This is a genomic window from Streptococcus sp. 27098_8_134, from assembly GCF_041431675.1.
Classification (GTDB): domain Bacteria; phylum Bacillota; class Bacilli; order Lactobacillales; family Streptococcaceae; genus Streptococcus; species Streptococcus sanguinis_R.
In genome coordinates this window covers 222,365-248,238 of sequence record NZ_JAPVYD010000001.1, presented here as the reverse complement: position 1 = coordinate 248,238, position 25,874 = coordinate 222,365, and the positions used below count along the sequence as shown (strand labels likewise).

Below are 25,874 nucleotides of genomic sequence, written 5' to 3'. Positions count from 1 at the left end.
AATGGAAACGGCAGTTAAAGTATTTCAAATGTTACAGATCATTGTAGGTATTACAGGTTTGGTCTGGGTGTTAGTTGGTGTTATTGAATTTTTCGGAGGACGAAACAATAATGACTCTATGCGTCAGGAAAAAGGCGCAAATTCAATGATCAATGGTGGTGCTGTTGGTGTAATTGCAGTTTCAGTCTGCCAAGCAATCATTACAGCGCTCAATTCAATTCCAAAATAAGTAGTGAAAGGAGCTAGAGGGAATGGATAGCATTAGTAAATCTCTAGCTAGCTATAGTTCAACCGTTAATCAGTATGCGGACAAAATCAATAATGCCTTGTTGCCTATTGCAGCAGTCATTATTTTAACTTTCTTTCTTTTTGACATGATGTCCTGGAATAGAAGATTAGGTCAAGAGGGAGGGAGTTTAACCATACAGCTTTGGATGGAGGTAGCCTTGGGCTATATTCTAGCCTTTATGTTGGTTTATTACAGTTCAGAAATTTTCGATGTTATAGTCTACTTTTTCAATAAAGGCATTACCTTAGTCAACAGTGTCCTGCCAAAGACAGGTTTCAAATCTGATGTAGATACTTCAGGAGTGAGCGGCTGGATCATGAAACAAATAGTTGGCTTAGTTGGTTCAGCAACCGATTTTGTTGGGAACGTTTGTGCTGGAATTATTGCCTTTCTAAGATTTTTCCAGATGTATATTCTCAAGGCTGTGGCACCAATTTTGACAGCTTTATTCATGTCAGAAAAGACAAGAAATATCACTATTAATTTTCTAAAGCTCTTTGCAGCTTATGCTTTTCAAGGATTGTTGTTGGTCATTGTTATTAAACTTTATCCAGCTTTAGTTTCAGATGATATGTTTAAGGCAGGTAAGGGCGATTGGGTAACTGCTTTTGCTTCTATTGGTAAAAGCGTTGTTTACATCATGTGTCTCTTTGGTAGTCAAAAACAAGCGAAAACACTCTTAAATGCTATGTAAAAATCATAAAAAATATGGTAAAATAATTCTAATATATTAGGAGGTGAGGTCATGGCAGAAATGAAGTATCAAATCAGGCGAGAAGGCAGTCATTTCAAATTATCTTTTCCCAAAGAAGAGCCAGCTACTGTACCATTCCAACCATCAAAGACGAAGAAGTATAAGCCATCCATTTGGTCTAAGATTGGTACTTTTTTTGATATTGCATTCAACATCATTGTCATGGTGTTTGGATTTCTGATTGCGACCCCATTCTTTATCCTAAATGTTCTGTTGAATTGGGTAGTTATGTTTCTTGGATTGTCTCTCTTCTGGATATTTGCTTATTTTGCTTATAGAGTCTTTATCTTGAATGTCGTTGAAGGAGGAAATCCATTTGAGACTGGTTGGTCAGTATTAGCTATTTTACTTATTTCTTTTATCGGAGCTATTATGGCTACCATTAGCAAAATCAGAGAATAAAACTGAATTGAATAGGTTGAACTAACACTTTGCAAGGCAAGGTGTTTTTTAATTGGCTAGAAGGAGGCAGAATGAACAATAAACTAGGGAGTGAATTTATAAAAACGTTTGATGATTATGAACGCCCGATAGCGTTTGGAATGACCAAACGAATTCTAATCTTGGTGTTGGGGATTGTGCTAGTTTCGGCTATTACAATCACCATTTCACTGATGGGACTCTCGGATATTTTAATGTACCTAACGGCTTTTATCGTTGCCCCGCCTTTTGTAATTTATGGGCTAGGCTTTGATGAACTCGTTAAGGATAGAGTGATGTTTAATTTAAAAGTCCAAAAAAGGGGCTATTTAACAGAATTTGAGGAAGGAGAGGAGTTTACAAAAGATGATTTTAAACTTTGGAGGAAAGTCAAAGAATTTGACGAAAGCTGAAAAGGAACGTCGCAATCGTCTAAGACGGACACTGAAGGCATCTACACAGAATACTATCAAGTACAATAGCCTGTATGAAAACGGACTATTGCACGTCGCTAAAGATAAATGGTCTAGAACCTATCGCCTGGGTGACGTAGCCTATTTATCGGCTAATCAGGAAGAGAAAATCGATGTGATAGATACTCATGCCGAAGCGCTCAATTCTTTGGACTCAGGAACAACCTTTCAGCTTCTGGTTATCAATAGAAAAATTGAAGATAACACAGTCGAACGGATCAAGTATGAAGAGGTTGGAGATGGTTTCGACAAGTTCCGAAAAGAATACAATGATATGATTGAAAGCCGTTTTTCTAGTGATTCAAAGAATTTTCAGGTTGAGAAATATGTCACGATTGGAACAGAAGCCTATAATCGGGAGCAGGCGGATGCCAATTTGAAAGAAATTGGCAGTTCGCTTGAAAATCAGTATGCTCAGATGGATATTGGTTTTCAAGAACTAGACGGGAAAGAGCGCTTGGATGTCTTTGCGGAGTTGCTGCTGGGTAAACACAGACTACCTTACACTTACCGGGATATTGCTCTCTCTGAATTGCATAGTAAGGACTTTATCGCTCCTAACCAACTGCATTTCCTAGAAAATCGCTTCCGGATCAATGATGAAGTGGCTAAAGTTATGTATGCTCGAAACTTTCCAACCTTTCTAACTGACCGGATGATTAAAAATCTGACGGATATTGGAGAGGAGTTGGCAATTACGGTTCAGGCTGTACCTTATGAACCAGCAGAGTTCTTGAAGAAGATTAACAATGCTGACACCACTATCAAGACTGAAATGATTAAGGCTCAACGTTCTGGTGCGCAAGAAGGAGTAGACCAGGAGCTGGCAGTCAGTGGTCGAGCAAAGGAAATTTCTGAGTCTACCAAACGCTGGAAAGAAGAAATTGACGACAACGATCAAAAAGCTTTTTCAGGGCTGATTGCTCTTTACTTTAAGGCTAAAGATGAAGACGAATTAGCCAATATTACTGACAAGGTTTTGACGGCTGCTCGTAAGGTTGGGGTGAACTTTCAAGAGTGTTTCTACTACCAAGAAGAGGGGCTAAATACCATTCTTCCTATCGGTCACACATTCTTAAATGTGAAGCGTCGTTTTATCCGTGATATGACAACAGCAAATTTAGCGACACAAATTCCATTTACTAATGTTGACTTGAAATCTGAAAGCGACCGTGCTTTATATTATGGTCAAAATCAGCTTTCAAACAATGTTATTACAGTTGATCGGAAAGCAGATTTGAATACCGGTTCAGGAGTTGTACTTGGTTCTTCTGGCTCCGGAAAATCAGTAACAGTAAAAAGTATGGAAATTATTCCAACTTATTTGAAAAATCCAGAAGACAGAATTATCATTGTTGACCCGGAAGATGAATACTCTGATATTGGTCGAGAATTTGGGGCGCAGTTGGTGGATATTTTCATCGGCTCCAAGTCTCACCTTAATTTACTTGATTTACCGGATGTGAGCCAACTCAAGGATGAAGATAATGATCCAATCGGTGACAAGTCAAATCTGCTTATGGGGCTATTTGAGTCTATTCTGGACGAGGTTGGGGATGTTGAGTACACGATCATTGATCGTGTTACCAGGGAGACTTACCGTCGATTTGAAAAGAGTGATCAGACTCCAACCCTGAAAGATTGGCATGATGTCTTGGAAGAGCAGGAAGAACCAGAGGCTCAGGAGCTGGCTCTTAAATCTGAAATCTATGCGAAAGGATCACAGAATATCTTTGCTCATGAAACCAATGTCGATATTACAGACCGCTTTGTTATCTTTAATCTGAAGCGGTTGACTGGTAAGTTGAAGCCTTTTGCGATGATGGTTATTCAGGACTATATCTGGAACCAGGTTGTCGCCTCTCAAGGACAACTGACTACTCGCATTTACTTTGACGAAGTACAGCTGTACTTCAAGGAAGAAGCTCAAGCTATCTTCTTTACTGAGTTGTATTCTCGGGTGCGGAAATATGGGGCAATCGCAACAGCCATTACCCAAAATATTGAAACCCTGATGAACAAAGAAGAAGGACGGAAGTTGGTTTCCAACAGTGAATTTATGATTTTACTAAAGCATAAGAAATCAGATTTGCTGGCTTTATCAAGAGCTATAACCCTTACCCCAACCTTAACTCGATATATTGAAAAGCCAAAAGCCAAGGGAACAGGCTTAATTGTGGCTGGTCAAGTGGTAGTACCATTTGAAAACCCAATACCAAAACACACTCGATTATTTGAATTGATTGCGACAGATGCTTAATAGGAGGTGAAACGTTGTCAAGAAAATCAAGACGAGAAGTGAGAGAAGCCAAAGCGGAGTATAGAGAAATCAATTCTCAGATTAAGACAACGAAAGCCTCTTATCAGGCAGCCAATAAAAGAGAAAGAGAGCTTCTCAATCCGCAAACCGCTGCAGAAAAGCATTACGTCACTAGAAAGGCGGAAGCTAGGAATGCGGTGGCAAAAGGCGAACTCAAAGTCTTAAAAGAAAAGAAACAAGTTGCTAAAGATAAGAAGAAGGGAGCAATAGAAAGAAATGGTGGCAGCAATTTTCAAAAAGCTGGCCATTTAGTGCATCAACAGGCTTCTCAATTTATAGATGATGTATTTTCGGATAACAATATTTTGGAAGATGTAGCTTCTGCACGTCGCACAATCCGTCGTACACATGCAGAAGTAAGACAAGCTAAGAAAGCTGGCCGATATACTTTGAAAATTGGGAAAAGGACGACTAGAGCAGTTTATGGAGCTAGCAATCGGACTTATAACCTAGTCCGTGGTCGTAGTTTCACTCGCACCCCAGTTGCTAATCGCTGGGAAACCAAGTTTAGAAATAAATACCAGCGCTTACGTGCAAGGCTCAGAACATCAAAATTCGGAAAAGCAGCCAAAGCAACTCGGAAGGTATTTGCTAAATTTAGTAAGCCAATTCTTGCGGTTCTCAAAAATCCCTTATCGGCTAAAGCCTATCTGATTATATTTTTAGCCTTGCTAGCTATTGTCCTTTTAGGAGCATTATTTGGAGGTGGAAGCTCTACGGTCTCACAGAATGAGTTTGACCTGACGGATGCCTGGACGCACCTCAGCAAACTCGATAGGGAAAAGTCAACTGATGAAGTTGATTACTGGAGCGATATAGACTCAGTCATGATGTTTATGGGCTATAAATACAGTGATTATAAACTGGATAAGCCCTATAACAAAAAGAAAGGGATGCTGGAGTTCGATAAACCTTATCGAGACTTGCTGACGGATATTTGGAATGAAATGAATGGAGATAAGGACAATCTCCAAACAATGGAAGAATTGACTAAATCCAGCAAGCATGACTATATCAAACTTTCTAAAAAGGATCAGGAAGAATTTGGGGAAGTAGTTGAGCAAGCTAAACAAGTTGGCTTTTACATTAACTATAATGACTTAGAGCATCCGTTCTCGAAGGAAACATCTGACGAAACTGTCGAAGGAGTCACTATCACAAAGCGCTTTGGTTACGAAAGTAAGGATAAACTTTATGAGGGTTCTGTCTTACAGGCTTCTAAAGGTTCTCCAATATACGCAACCATGCCAGGTACAGTAGAAATCAAAGACGGAGACTTTATCATCAAGGATAAAAAGCGGGAATTCACCTACAAAAAAGTAGATAAAGCCCGCTTTAAATCCGGTGATAAAATTCTGCCTGGGGATGAAATCGGAGCGGTTGGTTCGGAAGATGGCCAAGAGGTCTTTTATAAGAAACTAAAGGATCGGAAGAAAAAAGAATGGGTCTATGTCAATCCAGGCTTTTATCTTCCAAATGCCAGCTATACACAAACAACGTCGGTTCTAACGAACATTGAATTTTCAGGGGATGTTGCTCAACGAGTGCAACAAACCTACAAACTCCTGAAGAAATACAAGCCTAATATTACAAAAAAAGCTGCATCCGCTATTATGGGTAACTTTCTGACAGAAAGTAACATTACAGCCAAAAGAGCTGAGGGAGATTATCTAAATCCCCCTATTGGAGCTTCTGCAAATTCTTGGGATGATCCTAATTGGCTTTCTTTAAACGGGCCAGCTATCTATAATGGCCGATATAGAAATATCGTTCATCGAGGGCTTGGACTTGGCCAGTGGACGGACACTGAAGACGGTTCTCTCCGTCATACCATGTTACTTGATTATGCAAAGAGTAAAAACAAAAAATGGTATGACTTAGAGCTGCAAATCGAATTTATGTTCAAGGGTGATAGCCCTTATTACATTGAGATAGTCAATCGTATCAGCGAGAGTAACGATGACATCTCCCAATTGACAAAAGAATTTCTTGTCAATTGGGAGGGAAATCCTGGAGATAAACTACTCCAACGACAGGATAGCGCTAAGCAAGTTCTTTCTTATTTGGAAAATGGCGGTGGTAGCGGAGGAGCTTCCTTTATTAAGCCAAACGGCAAATATGCCCCTATCTTCAACCAGGACTATTGGGTCATGCAGCCTTACGGCTACACTCCTTGGTCTTCTGGGGCCGGTGGTGGCCTTTATGGCCCGTCCGGTGGGAAGCATACCGGAGTAGACCTGGCACCAGTAAACGTCCAATACGGAACTGCTGCATTGCCTGCAGATGTGCCAGTTTATTCAATTACCAATGGTAAAGTATATAATACTGGTTTCTCTGCTGTCGGTGGATATCAAATCACCATTATTCCAGAAGGAACTGATCAGTATTTATATTACGGTCATTTGAAGGAGCAGCCAAATCTTGCTCCTGGTACCGAGGTCAAAGCTGGCCAACAAATAGCTCTATTGGGAAATTCAGGTGCTACAACAATCTATCACGTTCATCTAGAAATTAGCCCGACTCCAGCGATTGGTACAGCGGCTAGTCCGGATCCATCTTTCCTCATTACAGGTGGCCCCGCACTAGTACAAAGCCAACAAATCAAAGTTAAACAATAAAAGGAGTACACATGATTGATGAAAGAAAGGTCAAAATCTTCAAACTCATAGGATTAGGAGGCGGCATCATTCTGATTCTCCTCCTGATGTTCTTCTGGCAAGGCGGCCAGAATAAAAGCTCAACAGATAGCAGCACCCAGGTTGCCAGCCGTCAGATCACGGATTTTCTAAAAACCTACTTTACCAAAGACAAAGTAGGGTCAAACCGTAAGGACTACCGGCCTTACCTGACAGAACAAGCCTATCAGGAAGAGATGGCTAATGAAGAGGAGCCAGGCTTTAAAGTACGAACATCTCTCATGCAAAATTTCCGCTACAAGTCAGCTAAAATCTATGTAGGTACGGAGGAACCGGTTGTCTTTGCGACTGTGACCTATGATTATGATAGTGTGAGCCAGAAGAAACGGGAGGAAGACCAACAAAAGACAGTCCGAACAACCAATAGCTACAGCCTGAAACTGACTTATAAGGATGTAAACGGAAAGCAGTTGATTGATAAAATTGAGATTGTCAATCTCAATCCGGTTGGGGAAGCTGGCCAGCAAACAGATGAATATGCGCCAGGAGTCATCAACCTAGAAGATATGAATAAGGAGGAGTGAAATCATTGCTAGACCTTAAAAAAATTAAGATTTTGAAAATCGTTGGTTGGATTTTACTAGTCATTCTGGCAGCCTTAATCGGTTTTTCAGCCGGTCAAGGTTCCACTAAGACCAAGACACAAGAAAAGCCAAAGCAAAAAACAACCGTTGCCAGCAGTTCTTTTAATGTGAAACAGAAAGATGTTGAGGAATTTCTGCTCAACTATTACACAAAAAAGGATCTAGGGGAAAACCGCAAGCGCTACAAGGAATACATGACAGAAGGCATGTATTCCCAGGAGGTCGCTAAAGAAAATGAACCTCAAAATCAGACTTATAAAGGCTTTGTCGTAGATTTTGAATATCAAGGTTCAGAAATCTATATCGATGAAAAAAATCATCAGGTGCTTGCTCAAGTACGTTACACTAACACGTTACTAGACGAGAAGAAGAACTATGACTCAGCTGTTAAAGACGTTCAAAACGAAACTGTCTTAAAATTGAGCTACTCTGAAGATAATGAAAAATTCAAAATCAATAAAATTGAAACAATGGCTCTAATGGAGTTGCCTTCTTCTACTGGGATAGCCTCCCAGTCAGAAACAAGCCATCCAGAAGAAGAAACTACAACGACTGCATCAAGCAGCTCAAGCAACTAGAAACCGAAAAGGAGAGAAAGAATGGTCACTAGAAAATCACAACAACTGAAAGCAAAATTGGAGAAGCTAGAAAAGGATTTAGCAAAAATCAAGAGTCAAAAGGCTCAACTTGCTGAAAAAGAGAAAGATTTGCTGAAGCAGCAAAAGGCTGCAGATGCTGAGTATATTCTCGCTTTGATGGCCGAGTCCAATAGAACAAGAGAAGAGTTTGAACAATTTGCACAAGTCAAGGCTGCTAATGCTGAGAATGGCGGTGATGCTCATGTTCCGACTCACTAATATTCAGACTAGACAACAAGAAACATACACCAATCGGGATGAACTCCTGGCCAATGTCAATGAAAAGTCTGTCTGGGCAGAAGACAGAAGAGAGTCCTTCATGTTATTTCTGGAGCAGGTCGCTGAAGATGGCTCTATCCTAGACACGATGAATTTGATGCTTCCTTTGCATGCGATAGTAGAAGAAGCTCTAGCCGGCTTTGGACTGAAGCGAGAGAAAAAAGGCTTTTCTTTGCTTCAACGGAACAAGTCGCAGACGGCATCGTTCCAGGAAGAACCCAAGAAAGAGTTGAAACAAGAGCCTACAAAGCCAATCTCAGCACCTCCATCTAGCAATAACCCTTTTCAGGTTCCTCAGGAACCGGCTAAAACAATTCAGCCGACTATTCCTGTTGAACCCCAGAAAGTTGAGCAGCAACCAAAAGTGAATAATAAAAAAATTTCCCCTCAATCAAAAGAAAAACAAAAATCTATTGGCTTAATTTGGAAAATTGTTGCTATTGGAGCGCTGGGCTTATCTATTGGCGCTCTCGTTATATCACCGGCTCAAATAGCAATCAGTAATCAAAAGCTGACAAGGCAGATAAATCAACTGGAGAAGCGGCTAGCCGATGAAGAAGCCCAGGGGCAGGTGGAAGCGGTAGGACGCTTCTTCATTGCGAACTACTACTCAGGAAATCAAGAAAACATAACAAATTTTCTGAGTAAGAAGATGAAATCGGAAGGAGTAGAAGTCAAGTCAGAACAGCTACAGTCAACCATCTATGAAAAGCAGAAAGTCACAAAAGATATTATTTCAGTAACTTTTGTAGTGACTACCAAGGGAGCAGATGACAGCATAAAAACAAGTCGCTTAACTCTCCCTTTCAAAATCGATAAAAAATCCGTTTATGGCTATGTCCTAGACGGTCAGCCAAAATCATCAAAATTTGGCAGATAACGGAATATCACTATAAATATAATTATAAACATAATGAGGTATAAAAAATGAAAAAATGGACTAAACTTATCACACTATCATCTGTTGCAGTATTGACTTCAGCAAGCTCTCTGACTGCTTTTGCGAATGACAGCTCTGGAACTGTTCCAGCTTCTACTGACGTGCCAGCAGTTGTAACAGTTCCATCAACTGGAGAGACTACACCAACAACCCCTCCAGTTTCTGACACAACAGCACCATCTGTTCCAAGTCAACCCACTCAACCAACTACTGGAAATTCAAGTACACCAAGTACGGATGTTCCTGTACCTTCCAATCCGACTCCAGACACAAGCGTACCAGCAACAAGCAATGACAATGTAAAACCTACTCAGCCGGCAACAAATAACGACAATGCAAAACCCACTCAACCAACAACCAGCAATCCAACTGATAGCACGACCACTCAACCTGCTTCAACAGACACTGCCGCTGGTTCTGGTGTCACTGTTCCAACAGTTGACGGGGGATCTGCGGTCTTGAACCCAAATATTAGCGTTCCAACTAACAATCCCAACGTTTCAGCTCAAACAGCTGTAGACGCTGGAGCAAGTCAGGTCGGAACTACTTCTCAAGTAACTGGTCAGGTTGTGGCGAATGTCAATTCTGCATCACCAATCCAAACAAACACGGGCTATCAGGTAATCTCTACAAAGGATAGTCAAGTTGTGGTTGCTTATGCAGACGGAACAACTGATACAGTATCAGCTGAAGTCATTGGGGCTACAGTCAATGCCGATAAGACAATCAGTCTTACTAACCAAACAGGAGAAAAGACAACCTTGCCAAGTACCTCTCTGCAGCTACCATACACTGGCGAAAAAGAAGAAGCGATGATGTCTTGGGCTGGAGCTGGTCTTCTAGCTGTAGTTGGTGCCTATTTTCTCAAGAAGAAATCAGTCAAAATCAAATAATCAGATGGAGCGGTCAATTAAGAAATAATGGCCGCTCTTTTTAGAAAGGAGCGTAGGAATGGATCAGGAAAGAGTTGCAACAAAGGTAGTTGATGTCTATAAATTGACTGGTGAGTTGTTTTTAAAGACTATGTACCAAATGCTTGAGGGAAGCTACCAAAAAGTAAAGGATCGAGCTGAGAGCAAGGTTTTCACTGATAAGGCTAACTGGAATAAATTCATGGCTACCAGTGAGACGAAGCACTTTCAAACATTCATGGTTAGTGAGGTTAATTCTGATCGGCTAGAGGAGTATCTGAAAGGCTATGAGGTTGGTTTTGCTGTCAAGGACAACAAAGACGGCACATGTACCATTGCTATCGATGCCAAAAACGTGAAGGCACTAGAGGCCAGTTTCAAGGGTGTTATAAATGACTTAACCGATCCTGGAAAAGCTGAAAAGGTCACAAATAACCTGGTTAAGAACTCCAAAAATATGAACCTTCAGGAGAAATTGGCTTATCACAAGCAACAAGTAAAAGTCGAAATTCAAGCTAAGTCTGTTGAAAAAGCAGTTATACCTAAGAAGACTCTAGCTAAAGATGATAGGGGGTTATAAATGATTACAGAGCAAAAGAAGCGGAAATTTTTACCTTATCTGATAGCTGGACTAATCTTTTCTTATTTGGCTCATTGGCTGGTCAAGCTATATGATCTTGCACCAGCAACAGAAGGAGCTATTATCTTTGATAATGCTCGCTTAGACTGGATGTTGGAAAACTGGAGTAATAAATCTTTAATCGATTTTAGCTTCACTGCCGTTAGTTTGTACGGAGCAGGAATTGCTTTATTTATCGTTCTAATGTTCTATCTACGGATAGGTGACAGAGGACGCTATCGATACGGTGAAGAATATGGTTCAGCTCGTTATGCAACGGTCAAGGAGCTGGCCAGCTTTCGGGATAAAGAACCGGAAAATGATATGATTTTCACTCAAAATGCCAGAATGGGGCTATTTAACAAACGGCTGCCTTTCAATCGTCAGCTTAACAAGAATACACTCACAGTAGGCTTGCCTGGGGATGGTAAGACCTATACTTTTGTAAAACCTAATTTGATGCAGATGAACGGCTCTTTTGTGGTTACAGATCCCAAAGGGCTTTTAGTTCGAGAGTGCGGAAAAATGCTGGAAGATAATGGCTATACAATCAAGATTTTTGACCTGGTAAACTTCATCAATTCCAACCAATTCAACGTGTTCCACTATATGCATGATGAAATGGATATTGACCGAGTTGCAACGGCTCTAAAAGAAGGTACAAAGGTTTCAAATAACCTGGGAGAAGATTTTTGGAATAAAGCAGAAATGCTCCTTACCAGGGCATTGATTGGCTTTCTTTATTTTGACGGTAAGGTTTTAGGAAAGTATGAACCTAATCTCCCTCAGGTGACCGATCTTCTGAGAAATATTCAACGAGAGCATGAGGACGTTCCTAGCCCGGTTGAGCGAATGTTTGAAGAGCTAGAAGAAGAACTACCTGGAAACTATGCTTGTAGACAATGGCAGCTCTTCATAGATAATGCAAAAGGTCGGACAGCTACATCTGTGCGTATCATGGCGACAACTGTTTTTGCAGCCTTTGACCATGATGTCGTTAGAAATTTAATCTCTCGTGACTCAATGGAAATGGAAAAATGGCAAACAGAGAAAACAGCAGTCTTTATTGCCATTCCTGAAACAGATAAGTCTTTCAACTTCATTGCAACGGTTATGTTTACCATGATGTTTAGAGAGTTACCAAAAACAGCAGACAAAATTCTCCAGGGGCTACATCCGACTTGCCAGCCAGAGGACTTACTTCATATTCGCTTAATTTTAGATGAATTTGTCAATTTTGGCCGCTTTCCATTTTTTACGGAAGTTCAGTCTTCTGTACGTTCCCGTGAAATATCGATAGATATTATTATTCAAGCGATTAGCCAGCTAAAAACAGTGTATAAAGACCAGTGGGAAACAATTTTCAATAATTGTGCTACACTGCTTTATCTGGGAACGAATGACGAGGCTACCATGAAATACTTCTCAATGAGGAGTGGGAAACAAACGATCAATGTAAAAAGTCAGTCGATCACTCGAGGAGCGCAAGGCTCAAGCAGTCAATCCATTCAAACCATCCAACGGGATTTATTAACTCCAGACGAGGTGGCCAGAATAGGAGTAGATGAGGCTTTAGTCTTTATCTCTAAGCAGCATGTATTCAAGGATAAAAAGACCAACGTGCAGCAGCATCCACGTGCTAAAGAACTAGCTAATAGCCCTAGTGATAAAAATTGGTATCGCTACATTCGGTCAATGTCAGATATGGATGATTGGGATGTTAACGTCAATCATACTTTCGTGACCGAAAAAACCGAAAAAGAAGTATTAGAAACAGAATTACCGCTAGAGGTAGAATTTTAGAACAATAAAACCTGTTGTAGATTTTCAGCAGGTTTTTATTAGTGGAGGAAAATCAATATGCTCGAAACAACAAAATACACAAGGGGGATTGGTTATTTTGAAACGATTTTTTCAGCCGTTGAATTGTCAACGATGGCAGAAGCATTAAAACAATTTGCATTAAAAGGGGATATTACACCTACTGATGAACCTGGGGAAGTTTTAAATGCTTTTGTTTCAACTCTGGTTCAAACAGTAGATTTTGAAGATTTTCAGACGGTTGCAACTCAATTATTCAGCTACCCTCTAAAATATCAAGGAAATCTGGAGGTTGAGCAAGTTCAACCATCTAAAAAAGAATGGGAATACCTGCAGGAAAACATCAATCTACTCCTCCAGGTTCAGCCAGAGAAAGAAGGTGGCTTGAATGGCTAGTGTCGAAGAATTAAAAAGACTTTCAATCCTTGATGTTGCTGCAAGTCTTGGAATACAACTCAAAAGAACTGGTTCTCATACTTACTCTTGGGATGAACACGACTCTTTTACCATCAATACCCAAGAAAACTATTTCAACTGGTTTGCTCGGTCTAAAGGCGGCGATGTATTTGATATGGTGAGAGTCGTCCAGGAAGAATTGACTGGCCAGCAAGTTTCTTTCAAAGAGGCTAAACATTTTTTAGAAGAGGGGAATTTTGAGGTATTTGATAGCAGCAAGATACCAGAAAAGGAACCTTTTAAATATTACTTAGAACCCTATGAAACAGAATTTACTGAAGCAAGAAGCTATCTAAAGGATGTTCGGGGCTTGAGTGATGAAACGATTGATTATTTCGGTGAAAAAGGAGTCTTAGCTCAAGCTACAAAAAAGACAGGCAATTACTATGAGCCTATCATTGTCTTTAAGAGTTTAAATAGCCAAAATGAGGTCATAGGAGCCTCTTTACAGGGGATAAGGGAAAATCATGACCTCTACGAAAGAGGGCGCTTAAAACAGATTATGAGAGCTTCTGACGGCCTAACAGGAATGCACATCGACATTGGCCAGCCAAAGCGGCTTGTATTTGCGGAAGCTCCTATTGATTTAATGAGTTACTACGAGCTGCACAAAGGCGAATTATCTGACGTGCGTCTGGTAGCAATGGATGGCTTGAAAGAGTCAACCATCAGCCGGCACGTTGCTGAACTCTTGTATGAACTAGGAGAAATCAAAGCTCAAGTCAAACCTGAGAACTATTCAACTTTTCTATCTCAAACGGCAGAGGTCACAGATTTTTTCAAAGATGGTAAACACCAGGAACTAATCACTCTAGCAGTAGATAATGATACAGCAGGTCATACTTTCATAGACCGCTTGGCCGATAAAGGAATTTCTTTCAGTTCAGATTTGCCATCAATGCCAGCTGATAGGGATAAAATGGACTGGAACGATGCCTTGAAGGAGAGCAAAGTAAAAGCTCTTGACCGAAGCCAAGAGCCAAATAATAACATTGGGGGCGAACTAATCAATCGCAATTCCGGTTATTTAGAAGGCGAACCTTCAAGGACAGCACCACAGCCTGAAGAGCCAAAGGCCCAACCTGATTTTCCTGCCAATGTTCAATTATATTTTAACATTGAACGGCCTAAAAAGTCAAGTGTGCGCCTTAGAAAAGGCTATCACTATGCGACGAATAAAGATATTCGTTTTCTAAATCGTTATGCGGATGATATTCAAAAATCAGCTTCCTGGTATCTGCAGGAATTAGCAAATAGTAAGGTGACTTATTTCTACCAGGACAAGGAAGATGTTCAGATGCTTCAGGTGAATTTTGAAAAACATCACTGGATGCACTTGACGGGAATTGCTCCGGTGTATTCTAATTGGGTGGATAATCTTTCTGAGCAATTTATAGAAGACGTAGCAGCAGGAAAAGGGAACTTCGCAAACTTGAGCTTGGGGCTAGGGTTTAGAGATAAAGTGAAATTGATGCCATTGTTGCCTGAAATTTTTGAGACAGACTCCTTTGTCTTCGATGATTTGTCTTCCGTTGAGAAGATGGGGCGCTTGGATGTAGCTAATGCCATCCGATCAGATGATCGGGATGTGATGCTGGCTTTCAGGACGGATGATAGCTCTTCTTTTCCAGCAACTTTACTGAAGCCTAATCAAACACTTAATGTTGAGTTAGACGCTTTAAATCAAGAAAAAACGATTTTGGGAGTCTTTGTTGAGAAGAACAACGAAATCAAAACTCTATCAGTAAATAAAGAGTTTGTTGTTGATGGTGGCCAGCAAATGCTTGAAACCTTGAAGCAACATCAAGGAATAGAAATTTTAAAGGAGAATTTATCAATGCCAGAAAATCAAGCCCAAAGTTTAAGAGAGCGTGTTGAACAAATTCAGCGAGAAGACCAGGAAAGAAAACAAGCTCTAGCCAAGAAAGAAGAGCTAGAGCGTGATACTGACGGTGATGGAATTCCAGACGCTGTAGAGCGCAACATGGGAACCAATCCTTATAGTCCAGATACTGACGGAGACGGAAAGTCTGATCAGGAAGAAATTTCTTACGGCTCAAATCCTTTGGCAGCTGATAACTCTAAAAATGAAAATCTTTCTTCTTCCGGTCAGCAAAAAACAGTTGCTGAATTGATTGCTGCAAAAGATAGTAAAGGTCTTGCCCAAGTTCTAAAAGAAGGAGTAAAAGATTATTTCAAGTCTGACACGTACAAGCAATATTTATTAGCTATGAGTAAGTTTCACAATTACTCACCGCTGAATATTCAAATGATTTTGAGACAAAATCCAAACGCTTCTTATGTGGCATCTTTCAAAAAATGGAAGGATGAATTTAGCAGAAGTGTTAATAAGGGAGAAAAAGCTTTGCGAATTTTTGCTCCTATAACAGTGAAAAAAAGAGATCCAAAAACGAATGAACCACTGCTCGATAAAGATGGAAAAGAAATTACTTATACCTCTTTTAAGCTCGTTCCAGTTTTCGATGTTTCGCAGACAGACGGTAAAGAATTGCCTAAACCAATCTATGAACTGAAAGGCTCTTATCAAGATTATGGCAATCTTTATAAGTCCGCTAAAGAGGTATCAGAAGCTAACGGAGTTCCAATTTCTTTTAGCGAAGATACAAAGGGAGCCAAGGGATATTACTCACCTGTTAGCAACAAAATTGTTATCAAAAAGGGCTTGTCTGAGCAGCATACGTTAAAAACAATCTTCCACGAAATGGCACATTCGGATTTACACAATTTGGAAAAAAGAGCGGAGACTCCATTTAATTTAAGCACTGCAGAATTGCAAGCGGAGTCAGTAGCCTTTGTTGTATCTAGTCATTATGGACTTGATACAAGCGAATATAGTTTTGGATATTTGGCTAATTGGACGCAAGATCCAAAAGGTCTTAGTGACTTAGAAGGACAAATCAAAATTGTTCAAAAAGAAGCTGATAGTTTGATTTCTAGAATTGACCAAGCTCTTGAAAAGTATCAGAGCAAAGAATTGACTAAGGACGCTTTTCAACAAAAACTAGACCGATTGAAAGAGCAATCCAAAGAACAAACTTTAGAGTCAAAAGAGAAAGAGACGGCGAAAGATGAAATAAAAAAAGCCGAGAAGAGCAACAATCAGCTGAACCTGTAAAGGATATTGTTGCTCAATTATCTGACGGCTTTATGCAACGAAGAAAAACAACGGAGGAAACATGAAATGACAGAAAATGTTGAAACAACTCTACTGCTAAATCTATTCTATTTTGAGAATGGACGTTACAGCAGAAATGAAGATTTTATCGCTGCGAAACGCAGAAAGGCTATTGCTTTACTGGACGAGGACGCAGAAGATTTGAAAGAGATTGATCCAGAATTGGCTCTAGAATATACAGAGACGATTGACTATCTGGACTCTATTTCAGATGAAGCCTATCAGGCTGTTAAGGTCGATTTGCTTTCAAGAATTGAAAGCAACTAACGTCCAAAGGACGGACAAGGGGCTTGGGGATTTCCCCAAAACTTTGAAAGGTTTTCCTGCTCCTAAATTGGCAAAATGCCAGTTTTTGGAGTTTGGAAAATCTTTTAAAATGCGTAAGGTGGTACCACCTTGCTATGCTTGCCAGTTTGAAAAGTATAATCGGCAGGGGTGAAGATGTCAAGAAAAACTGAAGAGGTATTTTTATGAGTGATGAAAATAAATTATATCGGAAACACCAACTGAAAATGCGGGTGACTCCAGAAGAAAGAGATTTAATTAAGCGCCGAATGGAAAATCATAATTTCACTAACTTTAACACCTACGCTCGCTATATGCTGCTGACTGGTGAGGTAGTGACTGTAGATTATTCAGAACTAATTAAACTGAGAACAGAAATAAATAGGATTGGTACGAACATCAACCAGCTAGCAAGATATGTCAACACGAACGAGGAAATCAGCTTAGAAAATTATCAAAACTTGCAGCACTCACTCGCTGAAGTAAAGCGCTTGATGGAAGAAAATTTCAATCATGAAATTTCTCAGATTGATAAGCTGCTAAAAGAAAGACGGGGGTAAAAATGTCTTGGTCGTAACAAAAGTAAAACAAATAAAATCGGTCAATAAATTAGCTGAAGGTCTGAAATATATCAAAGATGGAGCTAAAACGATTGGAACAGAATTGCTAGACCCTGACTTGAATTTTCCTATCAAAATTGTTAATGGTCAGCCCGTTTCTCAACTGGTTTCTGGAAATTTACTGGTTGATGTGGACTCGGCCTTTTCTGAAATTATGCAGCTAAAGCAACTGGCCAATATTGAAAAAGGTCGGCCTATCAACAATGAAGAACTTTCAAAAAATGATGTTTTAGCTCACCATGTTATCCAGTCCTTTTCTCCAGAAGATAATCTGACACCAGAGCAAGTCCATGAAATTGGACGGAAGACAGCACTTGAGCTGACAGGTGGAAGTCATCAGTTTGTCATTGCTACTCATTTAGATAAAGGCCATCTGCACAATCACATTTATATCAATTCGACTAATTCGATTACACTTAATAAATTTCGTTGGCAGAAAAAAACCAAGAGTGCCTTAGAGAAAATTTCTGATAAACATGCGGACGTTGCTGGTGCTAGTATTATAGCTGTAAAAAATCCTTTTGGTCATAAAGAATACGCAGCTTATCGCAGAGAAAATTCATTCAAGTTAGAAATTAAATCTAGGCTTGAGTTCTTGCTCAAACACTCAACCAGCTTGGATGATTTTCAGGATAAAGCAAAAGCCTTAAATTTAGCGGTTGACTTTTCTGGGAAGTATGCAAAATACAAATTGCTAGATCAAGAGCAGAAGAGGAATACTAGAGACAGTACCTTATCCAAAAAAGGGCGGTACTCTCAAGAACAAATTAGGGAGCGCCTGGCAAAGAATGAAATTGTTCATCCATTAGAGAAAATCAAAACTGAATATGATAAGCAGCAAGCGGAAAAAGCTGAGGACTTTGAAAAGAGGGTCAAGATTGAACCGTGGCAAGTCGAGTACGAGACAGACTCAGGTATCTATCTACAAATTCAATACGGGATAGCAAACCAGGGAACTGTAAAAATTCCTAACCGGCTTATTGATAAACAAGAAGATGGCAGCTTTGATATTTTTATCAAAAAATCTGACTTTTTCTATTTCATCAATCCTGATAATTCTACTAGCAATAAGTTTATGAAAGGTTCAACTTTAATCAATCAACTAGCTTATGAGAGCGGCGAATATGTGCTGACTAAAAATCCTAATATTTCAAAATTGGAACAGCTAGTCAAGGAATATAATTATCTTGTCAGTCACAATGTCTCTGACTCAGACCAGTTTCATGATTTAAGAGATCGTTTCATTGAACAGATTGAAGAAACGCAACAATCTCTCAAACGTTTAGATGATAAGATTGAACGACTTAATAAGATAGCCTCTGCCCTGGAAGATATTCACTTGGAAAACCCTATCGATGCAAAAGCTGCTTATCAGGTTTTAGAGCAGTACTCAATATCTTCTGAAGTAGAACCAAAAGATATTGAAAAACAAGTGATTGAGTTCTCCGTCGAACGTAAAGGTCTGAAAGATAAGTTTGATAGTATTGTCAAAGACTTTACTCAGTATGAGAGACTTGAAAAAAATGCTCAAGCAAGAAGAAGTACGCAGACACTTGAGCAAACTCAAAAGGATGAAATTGAAAAATAGGGAAAAACCTTTATATTTGTTTGAAGTATAAACCAAAAAATAGTATAATGATTCTACTAATATAGACCTTAGTAGAAGATTTATTTTCTGTTGAGGTGTGTATTAGTATATAGCATTTTAAGGGTAAACTTGGACATCTCACTTCTATGTGATTTAATTCAGACAAGCATTGCAATTCTTAGCTTGGAAAGAGGTACATCTATGAAGTTGTCTATTTCAAATTTGGTGGTTAACGGTGTTGTTGGAGTGACCGTTTATGAAATGTTTTCCTGGCTATAGAAAGTACCAAACAGCACCTAGAGGGTTCGAGTCCCTCACACTCCATAATGAACCACTTAAAAAGTGGTTTTTTGTTTTTACTAATGTTAAATAAACTGGCCAATTAGGTATGCCCTATTGGCCTTGCACGTGCAACTTGATTTTACTGGCCTGAAGAAACGGCCAATAGAGTTAGGCAAAAAGGAGGTAAGAAAATGTCGAAAATCGGTTATGCCAGAATCAGCTCGGCCGATCAAAATCTATCTCGGCAACTGGAGCAGCTGAAGGGATGTGAGAAGATTTTTCAAGAAGCGGCCAGCGGAGCCAGCAAGGAGCGGCCCCAGCTGCAGGCTCTCCTGGGGTATGTCCGAGAGGGTGATGTAGTCACCGTAACAGAGCTAGAGCGTCTGGGTCGAAACAATCAGGAGCTGACAGAGATAATGGCTGCCTTACAAACAAAGGGAGCAACTTTGGAGGTGCTAAATCTTCCAACCCTGAGAGGAATTGAGGATGACAATCTCAGGCGGCTTCTGAATAGTCTAATTTTAGAAATATATAAGTATCAAGCGCAGGCTGAACGAGAGCGCATCAAGGAGCGCCAACGTCAGGGGATTGTTCTTGCCAAGGCTCAGGGTAAGTACCAGGGCAGGAAGGCTCTCTATACTGAAGATGATGAGCGTCTGCAGCATGCCTTTGATTTGTATCTTCAGGGATATACAGATAGAGACGTTAGTAAGCTGACTGGAATATCAGAAAGGACTTTTAGGCGGTATCGAGATAAATTTCATATCAAGCGAAAATAAAAAAATATTATTTTTATAATATTTTTTTATTTACTTTTAATTATTTTTGTAGTATAATTATATTATAAAAATAATATTAAAATAATTGATAGAAAGCTGATGCGAAATAAATCCTAGAAATTCTCTCGCAGAAACAGCAATCTTGGGAATATAAAATGAGGTTAGTAAAATGAAAAGTATTTTGAGGTACCCAGGGAGTAAATGGAATCTGGCCAGTAAAATTGTTGACTTGATGCCAGATCATAAGAGTTATCTAGAGCCATTCTTTGGCAGCGGAGCTGTTCTCTTTACAAAAACTTTAAGTAGCATTGAGACGGTTAATGATTTAAATGATGATGTTGTTAATCTCTTTCAAGTTATCCAACAAGACCCAGAGACTTTAATAGACAAATTATTTTTGACTCCTTATAGCCGGAAAATCTATGACAATGCTTGGGAAATACAGCCAAAGAATGAGGTAGACAAAGCCCTCAATTTCATTATTCGGTCACTGATGTCTCACGGTTTTAGGAATTTTGAAAAGTCTGGTTGGAAACGTGATGTGAACGGACGTGAAAGAGCCTATGCAGTCAAGCATTGGAACGAGCTGCCAGAACTTATTCAAGAAATTTCTCTGCGGCTAAAGCAGGTTCAGATTGAATGTCGTCCAGCATTTGATTTGATTTCTGAGTATGACCGTGAAAATGTATGCATGTATGTAGATCCGCCTTATGTCCTTAGTACAAGGACAAGGAAACAGTATACTGTTGAGATGGAAGACCAGGAACACGAGGAATTGCTGGATATCCTGAACCAATCTAAGGCAAAAATTCTCTTAAGCGGTTATGACAGTGAGCTTTATAACAAGCAACTGAGAAACTGGGAAAGAGTTGAGTTTGCGGCTACTGCAGAGCATGGTTTACCTAGAACAGAAGTTCTTTGGATGAATTTTCAGTCAAAGAAACAGCTTGAATTGTTTTAAAACTAAGTTACTTTGCTAGAAAATTCTAGGTGAGTTTTTCTGAATATGAGTTATTGATAAATCATAAAATCAAGGCTTCTAGCGACCAATTAAGGTATAATAGACTATAGAAAAGAGGATTTAAAATGAAGATTATCACATTTGCAGCTATAAAAGGTGGGGTTGGTAAAACAACCCTAGCATTCAATTTCAGTGAGTGGTTAGCTCGACAAGGAAAAAAGGTTTTAGTGATAGACTTGGATCATCAGTGTAATCTTACACAGACCTATGATATTTACGATGACACTGACACAGTTGCTAATGTCTTCCAGGGTGAGGGCGAGGTGAAACTTATTCCTGTTAAGTCCAATATAACTCTCATTCCTGGTTATATGCAGCTAGACACAATCGAAAAGCACCTTGAAAACAAGGTCAATAAAGATATGTTGCTGTATATGTGGTTGGAAGATCATTACGATGAAAAAAATCTTGAACAGTTTGATTATGTGATTATTGACTGCCATCCAGACTTTTCAACGGCTACTAGGAATGCTATAGCCGTCAGTCACTCAATTATCAGTCCGATTATCCCAAGCGAACATGGTTACAATGCCAAGTTTAACCTGGAGGATAGGTTGGAGAATTTCAGAAACGAAGTTATCAATTATCGAACCAGAGAGAGCTATATCACCGCTCAGCTCTACTTCGTACCAAACATGATTAAGCATAATACTAACTCTTCTAGAAGCCTATTAGATACTTTAAATAAGGCTGAGGATGACAATACTATCTTTTTACCGGGAACGCAGGAAGTTGTCTATATTCCTCAAAAAGAATTGTTTAACAAATCAACGATGGATAAGCAGTCTATTTTTGAAATGGCTGAGGATGCTGCTGTTCTTCAAAGAAATCGAAAATTCTTTGAAGAAATGGATCAGACTTTTCAAGTTATTTGTGATATAATATAAAAATAATAGTTTCATCATATTATAAAATGATTAAACTAATTGATAAATATTATAAAAATAATTTAAAAAGGAGAAACAAGATGGCATTTGAAGCAAAGAGAGATAAAATCAAAAAGGCTCTTGGAGAGCCAATAGATAAAAAAACAATTCCTGGTGTTAGTTTACCGAGCAGAGAGGAGCCTGATTTAGTTCCCTCTACCTATACACTGGAGAGAAGGAATAAGGAAAAGCTGGCTCGTTTAGCAAAAGCTAACGGCTATGAGAAATCTACTGCAGCATTCCTTAATGATTTAATCGCTGGTATTCAGGAATAGAATTGCAATATTATTGTATTTTAAAAATCATATAAAGATATTATAAAAATATGACCTTTCTATTTGAGAGGTCTTTTTTTGGTCGTTTCCGGGATAAAAAATGACATTTCAGAAGAGAGCTACTGCAAATTATTTAATACATGTTAAATTTTTTTTATCACTTGAAGGAGGAAAGGAAATGCTAAGAAAATTGAAAAGCTGGCATAAAAAATATTTTGGAGTTGGTAGTACCTTTTATCGTAAAATAGCCCACTTTGAAAGCTGGCTATATGATGCGATTGTTTCCAAACTATTCTAAAGTTTGTGTTATACTGGTTGTGAGGTGGTAACCCTAACAACTATCTCTTGCCTGGCCTGTTGGTCAGGCTCTTTTTTTATCATGGACTTGAAAATTTTACCAAAAAACAATAATATAATACCTAAGTTTTAGAAAGGGGTTAGCTTATGGGTGTGACTGTCCTGGATGAAAGAAAATTTTTAGCAGATTTGAGAAAGCAGAATGAAGAAGCCTTCCTGAAGGCTGTAACTCGATATGATGATCAGGTTGCCCCGTCTATGCGTGCCAGGGGCTACAAATTGAAAAATAGATCAGCCCGTACAGTTGCTTTTATCTTTGGGGAAATTTGCTTTGAAAGAAACCGCTGGTACAAAAAGGGAACGTGCAAGGTGCCAGTAGATGAATGGCTTGGCTTGGAGAAACACAGCCGTTTCAGCATGGAGCTGATTTATCAAATTAACCAGATTTCAACGTGTACCACTTACCGCAAAACAGCGGATTTGATAGAGTTCATGACTGGTATCAATCTAACAAAAGATACTGTCCTGAAAGCTGTTAAGCGAGCTGCAGCGCTCAAGAAGGAGCAAGAAGAATATGACCTCTTATCTCTTCCTGAAGCGAAAGAGAAAAACAAAAAAAGCCCTGAGAGGCTTTACATCGAGGGAGATGGAGTCTGGATCAAAACAAGATCTAAACAAGGAGAGGAAGCCAAATTTAGCAATATCTCTCATTATGTCATCCATACAGGAAGCGAGCAAGTAGGCCAGTCCAAACGCAGGCAGTTAAAAAATAAGAAGAATGTGCTATCTCTCAAGGTATCCAAGGCTAAAGAGCAAGTTCTAGATTATGTCTATCAGACATTTAAAACTGACCAGAAAACCATTCTAATCACGAACTCAGATGGTGGTTCTGGCTATGGGGATAGTGTTTTCAAAGAGTTTGCGGCCGCCTTACAGGTTCAACAGCATGAGCATTTCTGGGATCCCTACCACATCAAGCAGGAGATTGAAAGAAATTACAGACAGAGGCCAAGGGAATTGAGGGAACTCTTATGGCAAGCCATCAAAAAGCATGACAAACCGCTTCTTCATACAGCTCTTGATACAACAGAGAGCCTCATTGAGGACGAGGAGGAGACAGTCACTTTCCAAGATTTTGCCAAACGACTAATCAGGGACTTTCAATATACAAAACCTTCCTCACTTCGCAATCTCCCAAAGAAAGGAATTGGTGTGATGGAGTCACAGCACCGGCGACTTACTTACAGAATGAAAAATCAAGGAATGATCTGGAGCATAGAGGGTGCTGAGATTATGGCTAATATGATATTGGCGGTAGAAGAAGGCAGTCTTAGAGATCTGTTTTTTGGTGATTGGCGCCAGGCAGCCAAGAAGTTGAAAGAGCTAGACAAACTTTCAGGTGGAAAAATTAAAAAGAAAGTGAATCGCCTGAAACGTCTTAAACGAAATGTCAAAATTGAAGCAGGAAGAAAAGTACATAGAGGACGCCGCCAAAAATCATAATATAGATGTTACTATCCTAAGATAATCAAACAGTCCTGTGTAGTTCTTCTGGGGTTGAAAACTCTAGGGTTTATTTGACATGCCGTCATCATTTTTCTGTTGACATCGCTTGAAATTAGTTGTATAATTATAGCAATAAGAAACAAAAAAAGAGGCAAGGTGTTAGCGCACCCGCCTCCACCGAGTAAACAAGTACAGTTGTGTTACTCAGTCTTTAATCTAGTTTACAGCATAAAGTAGAGAATGTCAAGGCTGAAGTGAACGATTGTATACGTTTGCATCTCATTTCCTTGAATTTCTGCTATTTTTTTATCTTCTCAAAAATTGAGACACATACTGCTGTGTGCAGGCTTTTGCTTTTTTTAGCAGATTCTGTTATAATGTTCCTATTGTCTTGGGGTCGTTACGGATTCGACAGGCATTATGCGGCACATTTTGCAACCCATCTAGCGGATGTAAAACGCCAGTTAAATATAACTGCAAAAAATAACAATTCTTACGCTTTAGCTGCCTAAAAACCAGCCAGCGTGACCTGATTCGGATTGCTTGTGTCTGATGACAGGTCTTATTATGAGCAAGCTACGGCAAAGTCTGGTCTAGGGATTTTGCAAGAGATTGATAGACTCGCTTGACTTGGGCTTGAGCTATGTGTCAAAGTGAAGTTAAACCAATACATAGCCTATGGTTGTAGACAAATGTGTTAGCAGGTGTTTGGACGTGGGTTCGACTCCCACCGGCTCCATTATTTTAAAATCTTTCTAAAGCGTTGAGAAATCAGCGTTTTTTGCTTTTACAATGTCCAGGAAATCTTGATTTCTGTTTGAAAAAGTAATACAATGATGTTAGTGATGACAAAGGAAATATTTGTATTTCTATTGGGTTGATTTCATAAGTATTAAGGGAAGTTGGATATGAGTTTTTTTAAGAATCTGTTTGGTAAGAAACAAGAGCAAGAGGAAGAGAAAGTAGAAAAGGTGGAAGAATCAGCAGTGCTTGATATGCCTGCTGAGGATCCTTTTCCGAGTGAGTGGGGATCTTTCTCAACCTATATTGATGACAAGTTGGCTAGTATCCGTCTGAATTTAGCTCTTGCTGATGAGGCACCCTATCCTCTCTATGCCTATGCTATGAGGCTTAAGATATCGCTCCTCCAGTATGATGGAGAGACAGGTTTTCCATCTAGTGATGAGTTTAAAGAGCTGAATGTGATTGAGGATAGGCTTTCTGAGGCTTTAGGCCAGGTCGGTGGCATTCATGTTGGTGTGATTACGACAGATGGAAATATTGAGTTTTACTACTATCTGCAAGATAAGAAAAGCCATCTGGAGCCAATTACAAACGTGATGCGCGACTTTCCAGACCGCCGCTATGACTCGGCGACCTTAGAAGATGAGGAGTGGAATCAGTACTTTGACTTTCTCTATCCCAATGAATACGAGTATCAGACCATTCTCAACCAGCGGGTCTGGTACCAGCTGGAGCAGGACGGCGATGACCATAGTCAGGAGCGCGAGATTGACCATTGGGTCTATTTTGCGTCTGAGGAAGACCGAGATGGTTTCCTAAAGGAAGTTGAAGAGTTGGGCTATAGCCTCGTATCTGCTGAAAAGATAGAAGATGCGGACAAACCATATCAGCTGCATGTGATTCGTATGGATACGACGGAAATTTTTGATTTGAACCAGAACGTTTGGACCTTGGTCGAATTTGTTAAAAAATTTAACGGAAAGTATGGCGGTTGGGGCTGTAATGTGGTATAATGGTTAAAGTTTTGAGAAAGCTGGACTTTCTCTTTTGTGGAAGATTACTCAAGAGGCTTAAGAGGCTGTGTTGGAAACGCAGTAGGCGTGTAAAAGCGTGCGTGGGTTCGAATCCCATGTCTTCCGTCATCATATGCAAGAA

25 protein-coding genes, 1 tRNA gene and 1 other RNA gene are annotated in these 25,874 nt (G+C 39.6%); all 27 read left to right on the top strand.

The features are described 5' to 3' along the window. Window position 1: 1 nt before the first annotated feature. The 27 genes from O3620_RS01065 to O3620_RS00935 all read left to right on the top strand — a co-directional run bounded on the left by O3620_RS01065 (window position 2) and on the right by O3620_RS00935 (window position 25,858). A complete protein-coding gene (locus O3620_RS01065; RefSeq protein ID WP_125336601.1) occupies window positions 2-229 on the top strand; it encodes a hypothetical protein in 228 nt (75 codons plus the stop codon). A gap of 22 nt (window positions 230-251) precedes the next feature. Beyond that, window positions 252-983, top strand: coding sequence for a type IV secretion system protein (locus O3620_RS01060; protein ID WP_371601332.1), 732 nt, complete (start codon window positions 252-254; stop codon window positions 981-983). Window positions 984-1,034: 51 nt separating this feature from the next. Next, window positions 1,035-1,445, top strand: a complete 411-nt coding sequence (locus O3620_RS01055; RefSeq protein ID WP_371601331.1) for a lactose transporter — start codon at window positions 1,035-1,037, stop codon at window positions 1,443-1,445. 71 nt (window positions 1,446-1,516) lie between these two features. After that, window positions 1,517-1,876, top strand: a complete 360-nt coding sequence (locus tag O3620_RS01050) for a PrgI family protein (protein WP_232011378.1) — start codon at window positions 1,517-1,519, stop codon at window positions 1,874-1,876. Continuing rightward, window positions 1,830-4,196, top strand: a complete 2,367-nt coding sequence (locus tag O3620_RS01045) for a VirB4-like conjugal transfer ATPase, CD1110 family (protein ID WP_371601330.1) — start codon at window positions 1,830-1,832, stop codon at window positions 4,194-4,196. Before O3620_RS01050 ends, O3620_RS01045 begins: the two co-directional genes overlap by 47 nt. 14 nt (window positions 4,197-4,210) lie before the next feature. After that, complete coding sequence (locus O3620_RS01040) at window positions 4,211-6,874, top strand: phage tail tip lysozyme (protein ID WP_371601329.1); 2,664 nt, start codon at window positions 4,211-4,213, stop codon at window positions 6,872-6,874. 11 nt (window positions 6,875-6,885) lie between these two features. Beyond that, window positions 6,886-7,476 (top strand): hypothetical protein, encoded by a 591-nt coding sequence (locus O3620_RS01035; RefSeq protein WP_371601328.1) that lies wholly within the window; start codon window positions 6,886-6,888, stop codon window positions 7,474-7,476. Then, window positions 7,473-8,114, top strand: a complete 642-nt coding sequence (locus O3620_RS01030; protein ID WP_371601327.1) for a hypothetical protein — start codon at window positions 7,473-7,475, stop codon at window positions 8,112-8,114. Before O3620_RS01035 ends, O3620_RS01030 begins: the two co-directional genes overlap by 4 nt. Window positions 8,115-8,135: 21 nt before the next feature. After that, window positions 8,136-8,393, top strand: a complete 258-nt coding sequence (locus O3620_RS01025; protein ID WP_126435552.1) for a hypothetical protein — start codon at window positions 8,136-8,138, stop codon at window positions 8,391-8,393. Continuing rightward, window positions 8,377-9,333: a hypothetical protein gene (locus O3620_RS01020; RefSeq protein ID WP_371601326.1), complete on the top strand. Its 957-nt coding sequence runs from the start codon at window positions 8,377-8,379 to the stop codon at window positions 9,331-9,333. The genes O3620_RS01025 and O3620_RS01020 overlap by 17 nt, the downstream gene beginning before the upstream one ends. A 47-nt stretch (window positions 9,334-9,380) precedes the next feature. Beyond that, a complete protein-coding gene (locus O3620_RS01015; protein ID WP_371601325.1) occupies window positions 9,381-10,286 on the top strand; it encodes an LPXTG cell wall anchor domain-containing protein in 906 nt (301 codons plus the stop codon). A 58-nt stretch (window positions 10,287-10,344) separates the two neighbouring features. Next, window positions 10,345-10,884, top strand: a complete 540-nt coding sequence (locus O3620_RS01010; protein ID WP_371601324.1) for a DUF3801 domain-containing protein — start codon at window positions 10,345-10,347, stop codon at window positions 10,882-10,884. After that, complete coding sequence (locus tag O3620_RS01005) at window positions 10,885-12,726, top strand: VirD4-like conjugal transfer protein, CD1115 family (protein ID WP_371601323.1); 1,842 nt, start codon at window positions 10,885-10,887, stop codon at window positions 12,724-12,726. A gap of 57 nt (window positions 12,727-12,783) precedes the next feature. Then, a complete protein-coding gene (locus O3620_RS01000; protein WP_371601322.1) occupies window positions 12,784-13,140 on the top strand; it encodes a hypothetical protein in 357 nt (118 codons plus the stop codon). Further along, window positions 13,133-16,336: a PBECR4 domain-containing protein gene (locus O3620_RS00995; RefSeq protein ID WP_371601321.1), complete on the top strand. Its 3,204-nt coding sequence runs from the start codon at window positions 13,133-13,135 to the stop codon at window positions 16,334-16,336. Before O3620_RS01000 ends, O3620_RS00995 begins: the two co-directional genes overlap by 8 nt. A gap of 66 nt (window positions 16,337-16,402) precedes the next feature. Next, entirely contained in the window at window positions 16,403-16,663 is a 261-nt protein-coding gene (locus O3620_RS00990) for a transcriptional regulator (protein WP_223311447.1), read from the top strand. Between the two features lie 203 nt (window positions 16,664-16,866). After that, window positions 16,867-17,241: a plasmid mobilization relaxosome protein MobC gene (gene mobC, locus O3620_RS00985; RefSeq protein ID WP_149565525.1), complete on the top strand. Its 375-nt coding sequence runs from the start codon at window positions 16,867-16,869 to the stop codon at window positions 17,239-17,241. A 7-nt stretch (window positions 17,242-17,248) separates the two neighbouring features. Then, window positions 17,249-18,889, top strand: coding sequence for a helical hairpin domain-containing protein (locus O3620_RS00980; RefSeq protein WP_371601320.1), 1,641 nt, complete (start codon window positions 17,249-17,251; stop codon window positions 18,887-18,889). A 473-nt stretch (window positions 18,890-19,362) separates the two neighbouring features. After that, window positions 19,363-19,950: a recombinase family protein gene (locus tag O3620_RS00975; protein WP_126435564.1), complete on the top strand. Its 588-nt coding sequence runs from the start codon at window positions 19,363-19,365 to the stop codon at window positions 19,948-19,950. A gap of 169 nt (window positions 19,951-20,119) precedes the next feature. Next, entirely contained in the window at window positions 20,120-20,911 is a 792-nt protein-coding gene (locus tag O3620_RS00970; RefSeq protein WP_371601319.1) for a DNA adenine methylase, read from the top strand. Between the two features lie 125 nt (window positions 20,912-21,036). Beyond that, entirely contained in the window at window positions 21,037-21,858 is an 822-nt protein-coding gene (locus O3620_RS00965; RefSeq protein ID WP_371601318.1) for a ParA family protein, read from the top strand. 80 nt (window positions 21,859-21,938) lie between these two features. After that, complete coding sequence (locus O3620_RS00960) at window positions 21,939-22,172, top strand: hypothetical protein (RefSeq protein WP_371601317.1); 234 nt, start codon at window positions 21,939-21,941, stop codon at window positions 22,170-22,172. Between the two features lie 100 nt (window positions 22,173-22,272). After that, the gene (locus O3620_RS00955) at window positions 22,273-22,470 is read left to right on the top strand and encodes a hypothetical protein (RefSeq protein WP_371601316.1); all 198 of its coding nucleotides are present in this window, start codon (window positions 22,273-22,275) and stop codon (window positions 22,468-22,470) included. A gap of 146 nt (window positions 22,471-22,616) precedes the next feature. Next, a complete protein-coding gene (locus O3620_RS00950) occupies window positions 22,617-23,972 on the top strand; it encodes an ISLre2 family transposase (RefSeq protein WP_371601315.1) in 1,356 nt (451 codons plus the stop codon). A gap of 396 nt (window positions 23,973-24,368) precedes the next feature. Then, window positions 24,369-24,717, top strand: a transfer-messenger RNA (tmRNA) gene (gene ssrA, locus O3620_RS00945). Between the two features lie 166 nt (window positions 24,718-24,883). Further along, window positions 24,884-25,732 carry a DUF695 domain-containing protein gene (locus O3620_RS00940; protein ID WP_371601314.1) on the top strand — a complete coding sequence of 283 codons (849 nt, stop codon included), beginning with the start codon at window positions 24,884-24,886 and terminating at the stop codon, window positions 25,730-25,732. A gap of 38 nt (window positions 25,733-25,770) precedes the next feature. Next, window positions 25,771-25,858: transfer RNA gene (locus tag O3620_RS00935), tRNA-Ser, on the top strand. The last annotated feature ends 16 nt before the right edge of the window (window positions 25,859-25,874 follow it).

Excerpts from the sequence above, each read along its gene's own strand:
- O3620_RS01035 (WP_371601328.1), top strand. The coding sequence starts at position 6,886 with ATGATTGATGAAAGAAAGGTCAAAATCTTCAAACTCATAGGATTAGGA.
- O3620_RS01050 (WP_232011378.1), top strand. The coding sequence starts at position 1,517 with ATGAACAATAAACTAGGGAGTGAATTTATAAAAACGTTTGATGATTAT.
- O3620_RS00960 (WP_371601317.1), top strand. The coding sequence starts at position 21,939 with ATGGCATTTGAAGCAAAGAGAGATAAAATCAAAAAGGCTCTTGGAGAG.
- O3620_RS01005 (WP_371601323.1), top strand. The coding sequence starts at position 10,885 with ATGATTACAGAGCAAAAGAAGCGGAAATTTTTACCTTATCTGATAGCT.
- O3620_RS00990 (WP_223311447.1), top strand. The coding sequence starts at position 16,403 with ATGACAGAAAATGTTGAAACAACTCTACTGCTAAATCTATTCTATTTT.
- O3620_RS01065 (WP_125336601.1), top strand. The coding sequence starts at position 2 with ATGGAAACGGCAGTTAAAGTATTTCAAATGTTACAGATCATTGTAGGT.
- O3620_RS01025 (WP_126435552.1), top strand. The coding sequence starts at position 8,136 with ATGGTCACTAGAAAATCACAACAACTGAAAGCAAAATTGGAGAAGCTA.
- O3620_RS00965 (WP_371601318.1), top strand. The coding sequence starts at position 21,037 with ATGAAGATTATCACATTTGCAGCTATAAAAGGTGGGGTTGGTAAAACA.
- O3620_RS00970 (WP_371601319.1), top strand. The coding sequence starts at position 20,120 with ATGAAAAGTATTTTGAGGTACCCAGGGAGTAAATGGAATCTGGCCAGT.
- O3620_RS00995 (WP_371601321.1), top strand. The coding sequence starts at position 13,133 with ATGGCTAGTGTCGAAGAATTAAAAAGACTTTCAATCCTTGATGTTGCT.
- O3620_RS00940 (WP_371601314.1), top strand. The coding sequence starts at position 24,884 with ATGAGTTTTTTTAAGAATCTGTTTGGTAAGAAACAAGAGCAAGAGGAA.
- O3620_RS01010 (WP_371601324.1), top strand. The coding sequence starts at position 10,345 with ATGGATCAGGAAAGAGTTGCAACAAAGGTAGTTGATGTCTATAAATTG.
- O3620_RS00955 (WP_371601316.1), top strand. The coding sequence starts at position 22,273 with ATGACATTTCAGAAGAGAGCTACTGCAAATTATTTAATACATGTTAAA.
- O3620_RS01020 (WP_371601326.1), top strand. The coding sequence starts at position 8,377 with ATGTTCCGACTCACTAATATTCAGACTAGACAACAAGAAACATACACC.
- O3620_RS01015 (WP_371601325.1), top strand. The coding sequence starts at position 9,381 with ATGAAAAAATGGACTAAACTTATCACACTATCATCTGTTGCAGTATTG.
- O3620_RS01045 (WP_371601330.1), top strand. The coding sequence starts at position 1,830 with ATGATTTTAAACTTTGGAGGAAAGTCAAAGAATTTGACGAAAGCTGAA.
- O3620_RS00975 (WP_126435564.1), top strand. The coding sequence starts at position 19,363 with ATGTCGAAAATCGGTTATGCCAGAATCAGCTCGGCCGATCAAAATCTA.
- O3620_RS01055 (WP_371601331.1), top strand. The coding sequence starts at position 1,035 with ATGGCAGAAATGAAGTATCAAATCAGGCGAGAAGGCAGTCATTTCAAA.
- mobC (WP_149565525.1), top strand. The coding sequence starts at position 16,867 with ATGAGTGATGAAAATAAATTATATCGGAAACACCAACTGAAAATGCGG.
- O3620_RS01000 (WP_371601322.1), top strand. The coding sequence starts at position 12,784 with ATGCTCGAAACAACAAAATACACAAGGGGGATTGGTTATTTTGAAACG.
- O3620_RS01060 (WP_371601332.1), top strand. The coding sequence starts at position 252 with ATGGATAGCATTAGTAAATCTCTAGCTAGCTATAGTTCAACCGTTAAT.
- O3620_RS00950 (WP_371601315.1), top strand. The coding sequence starts at position 22,617 with ATGGGTGTGACTGTCCTGGATGAAAGAAAATTTTTAGCAGATTTGAGA.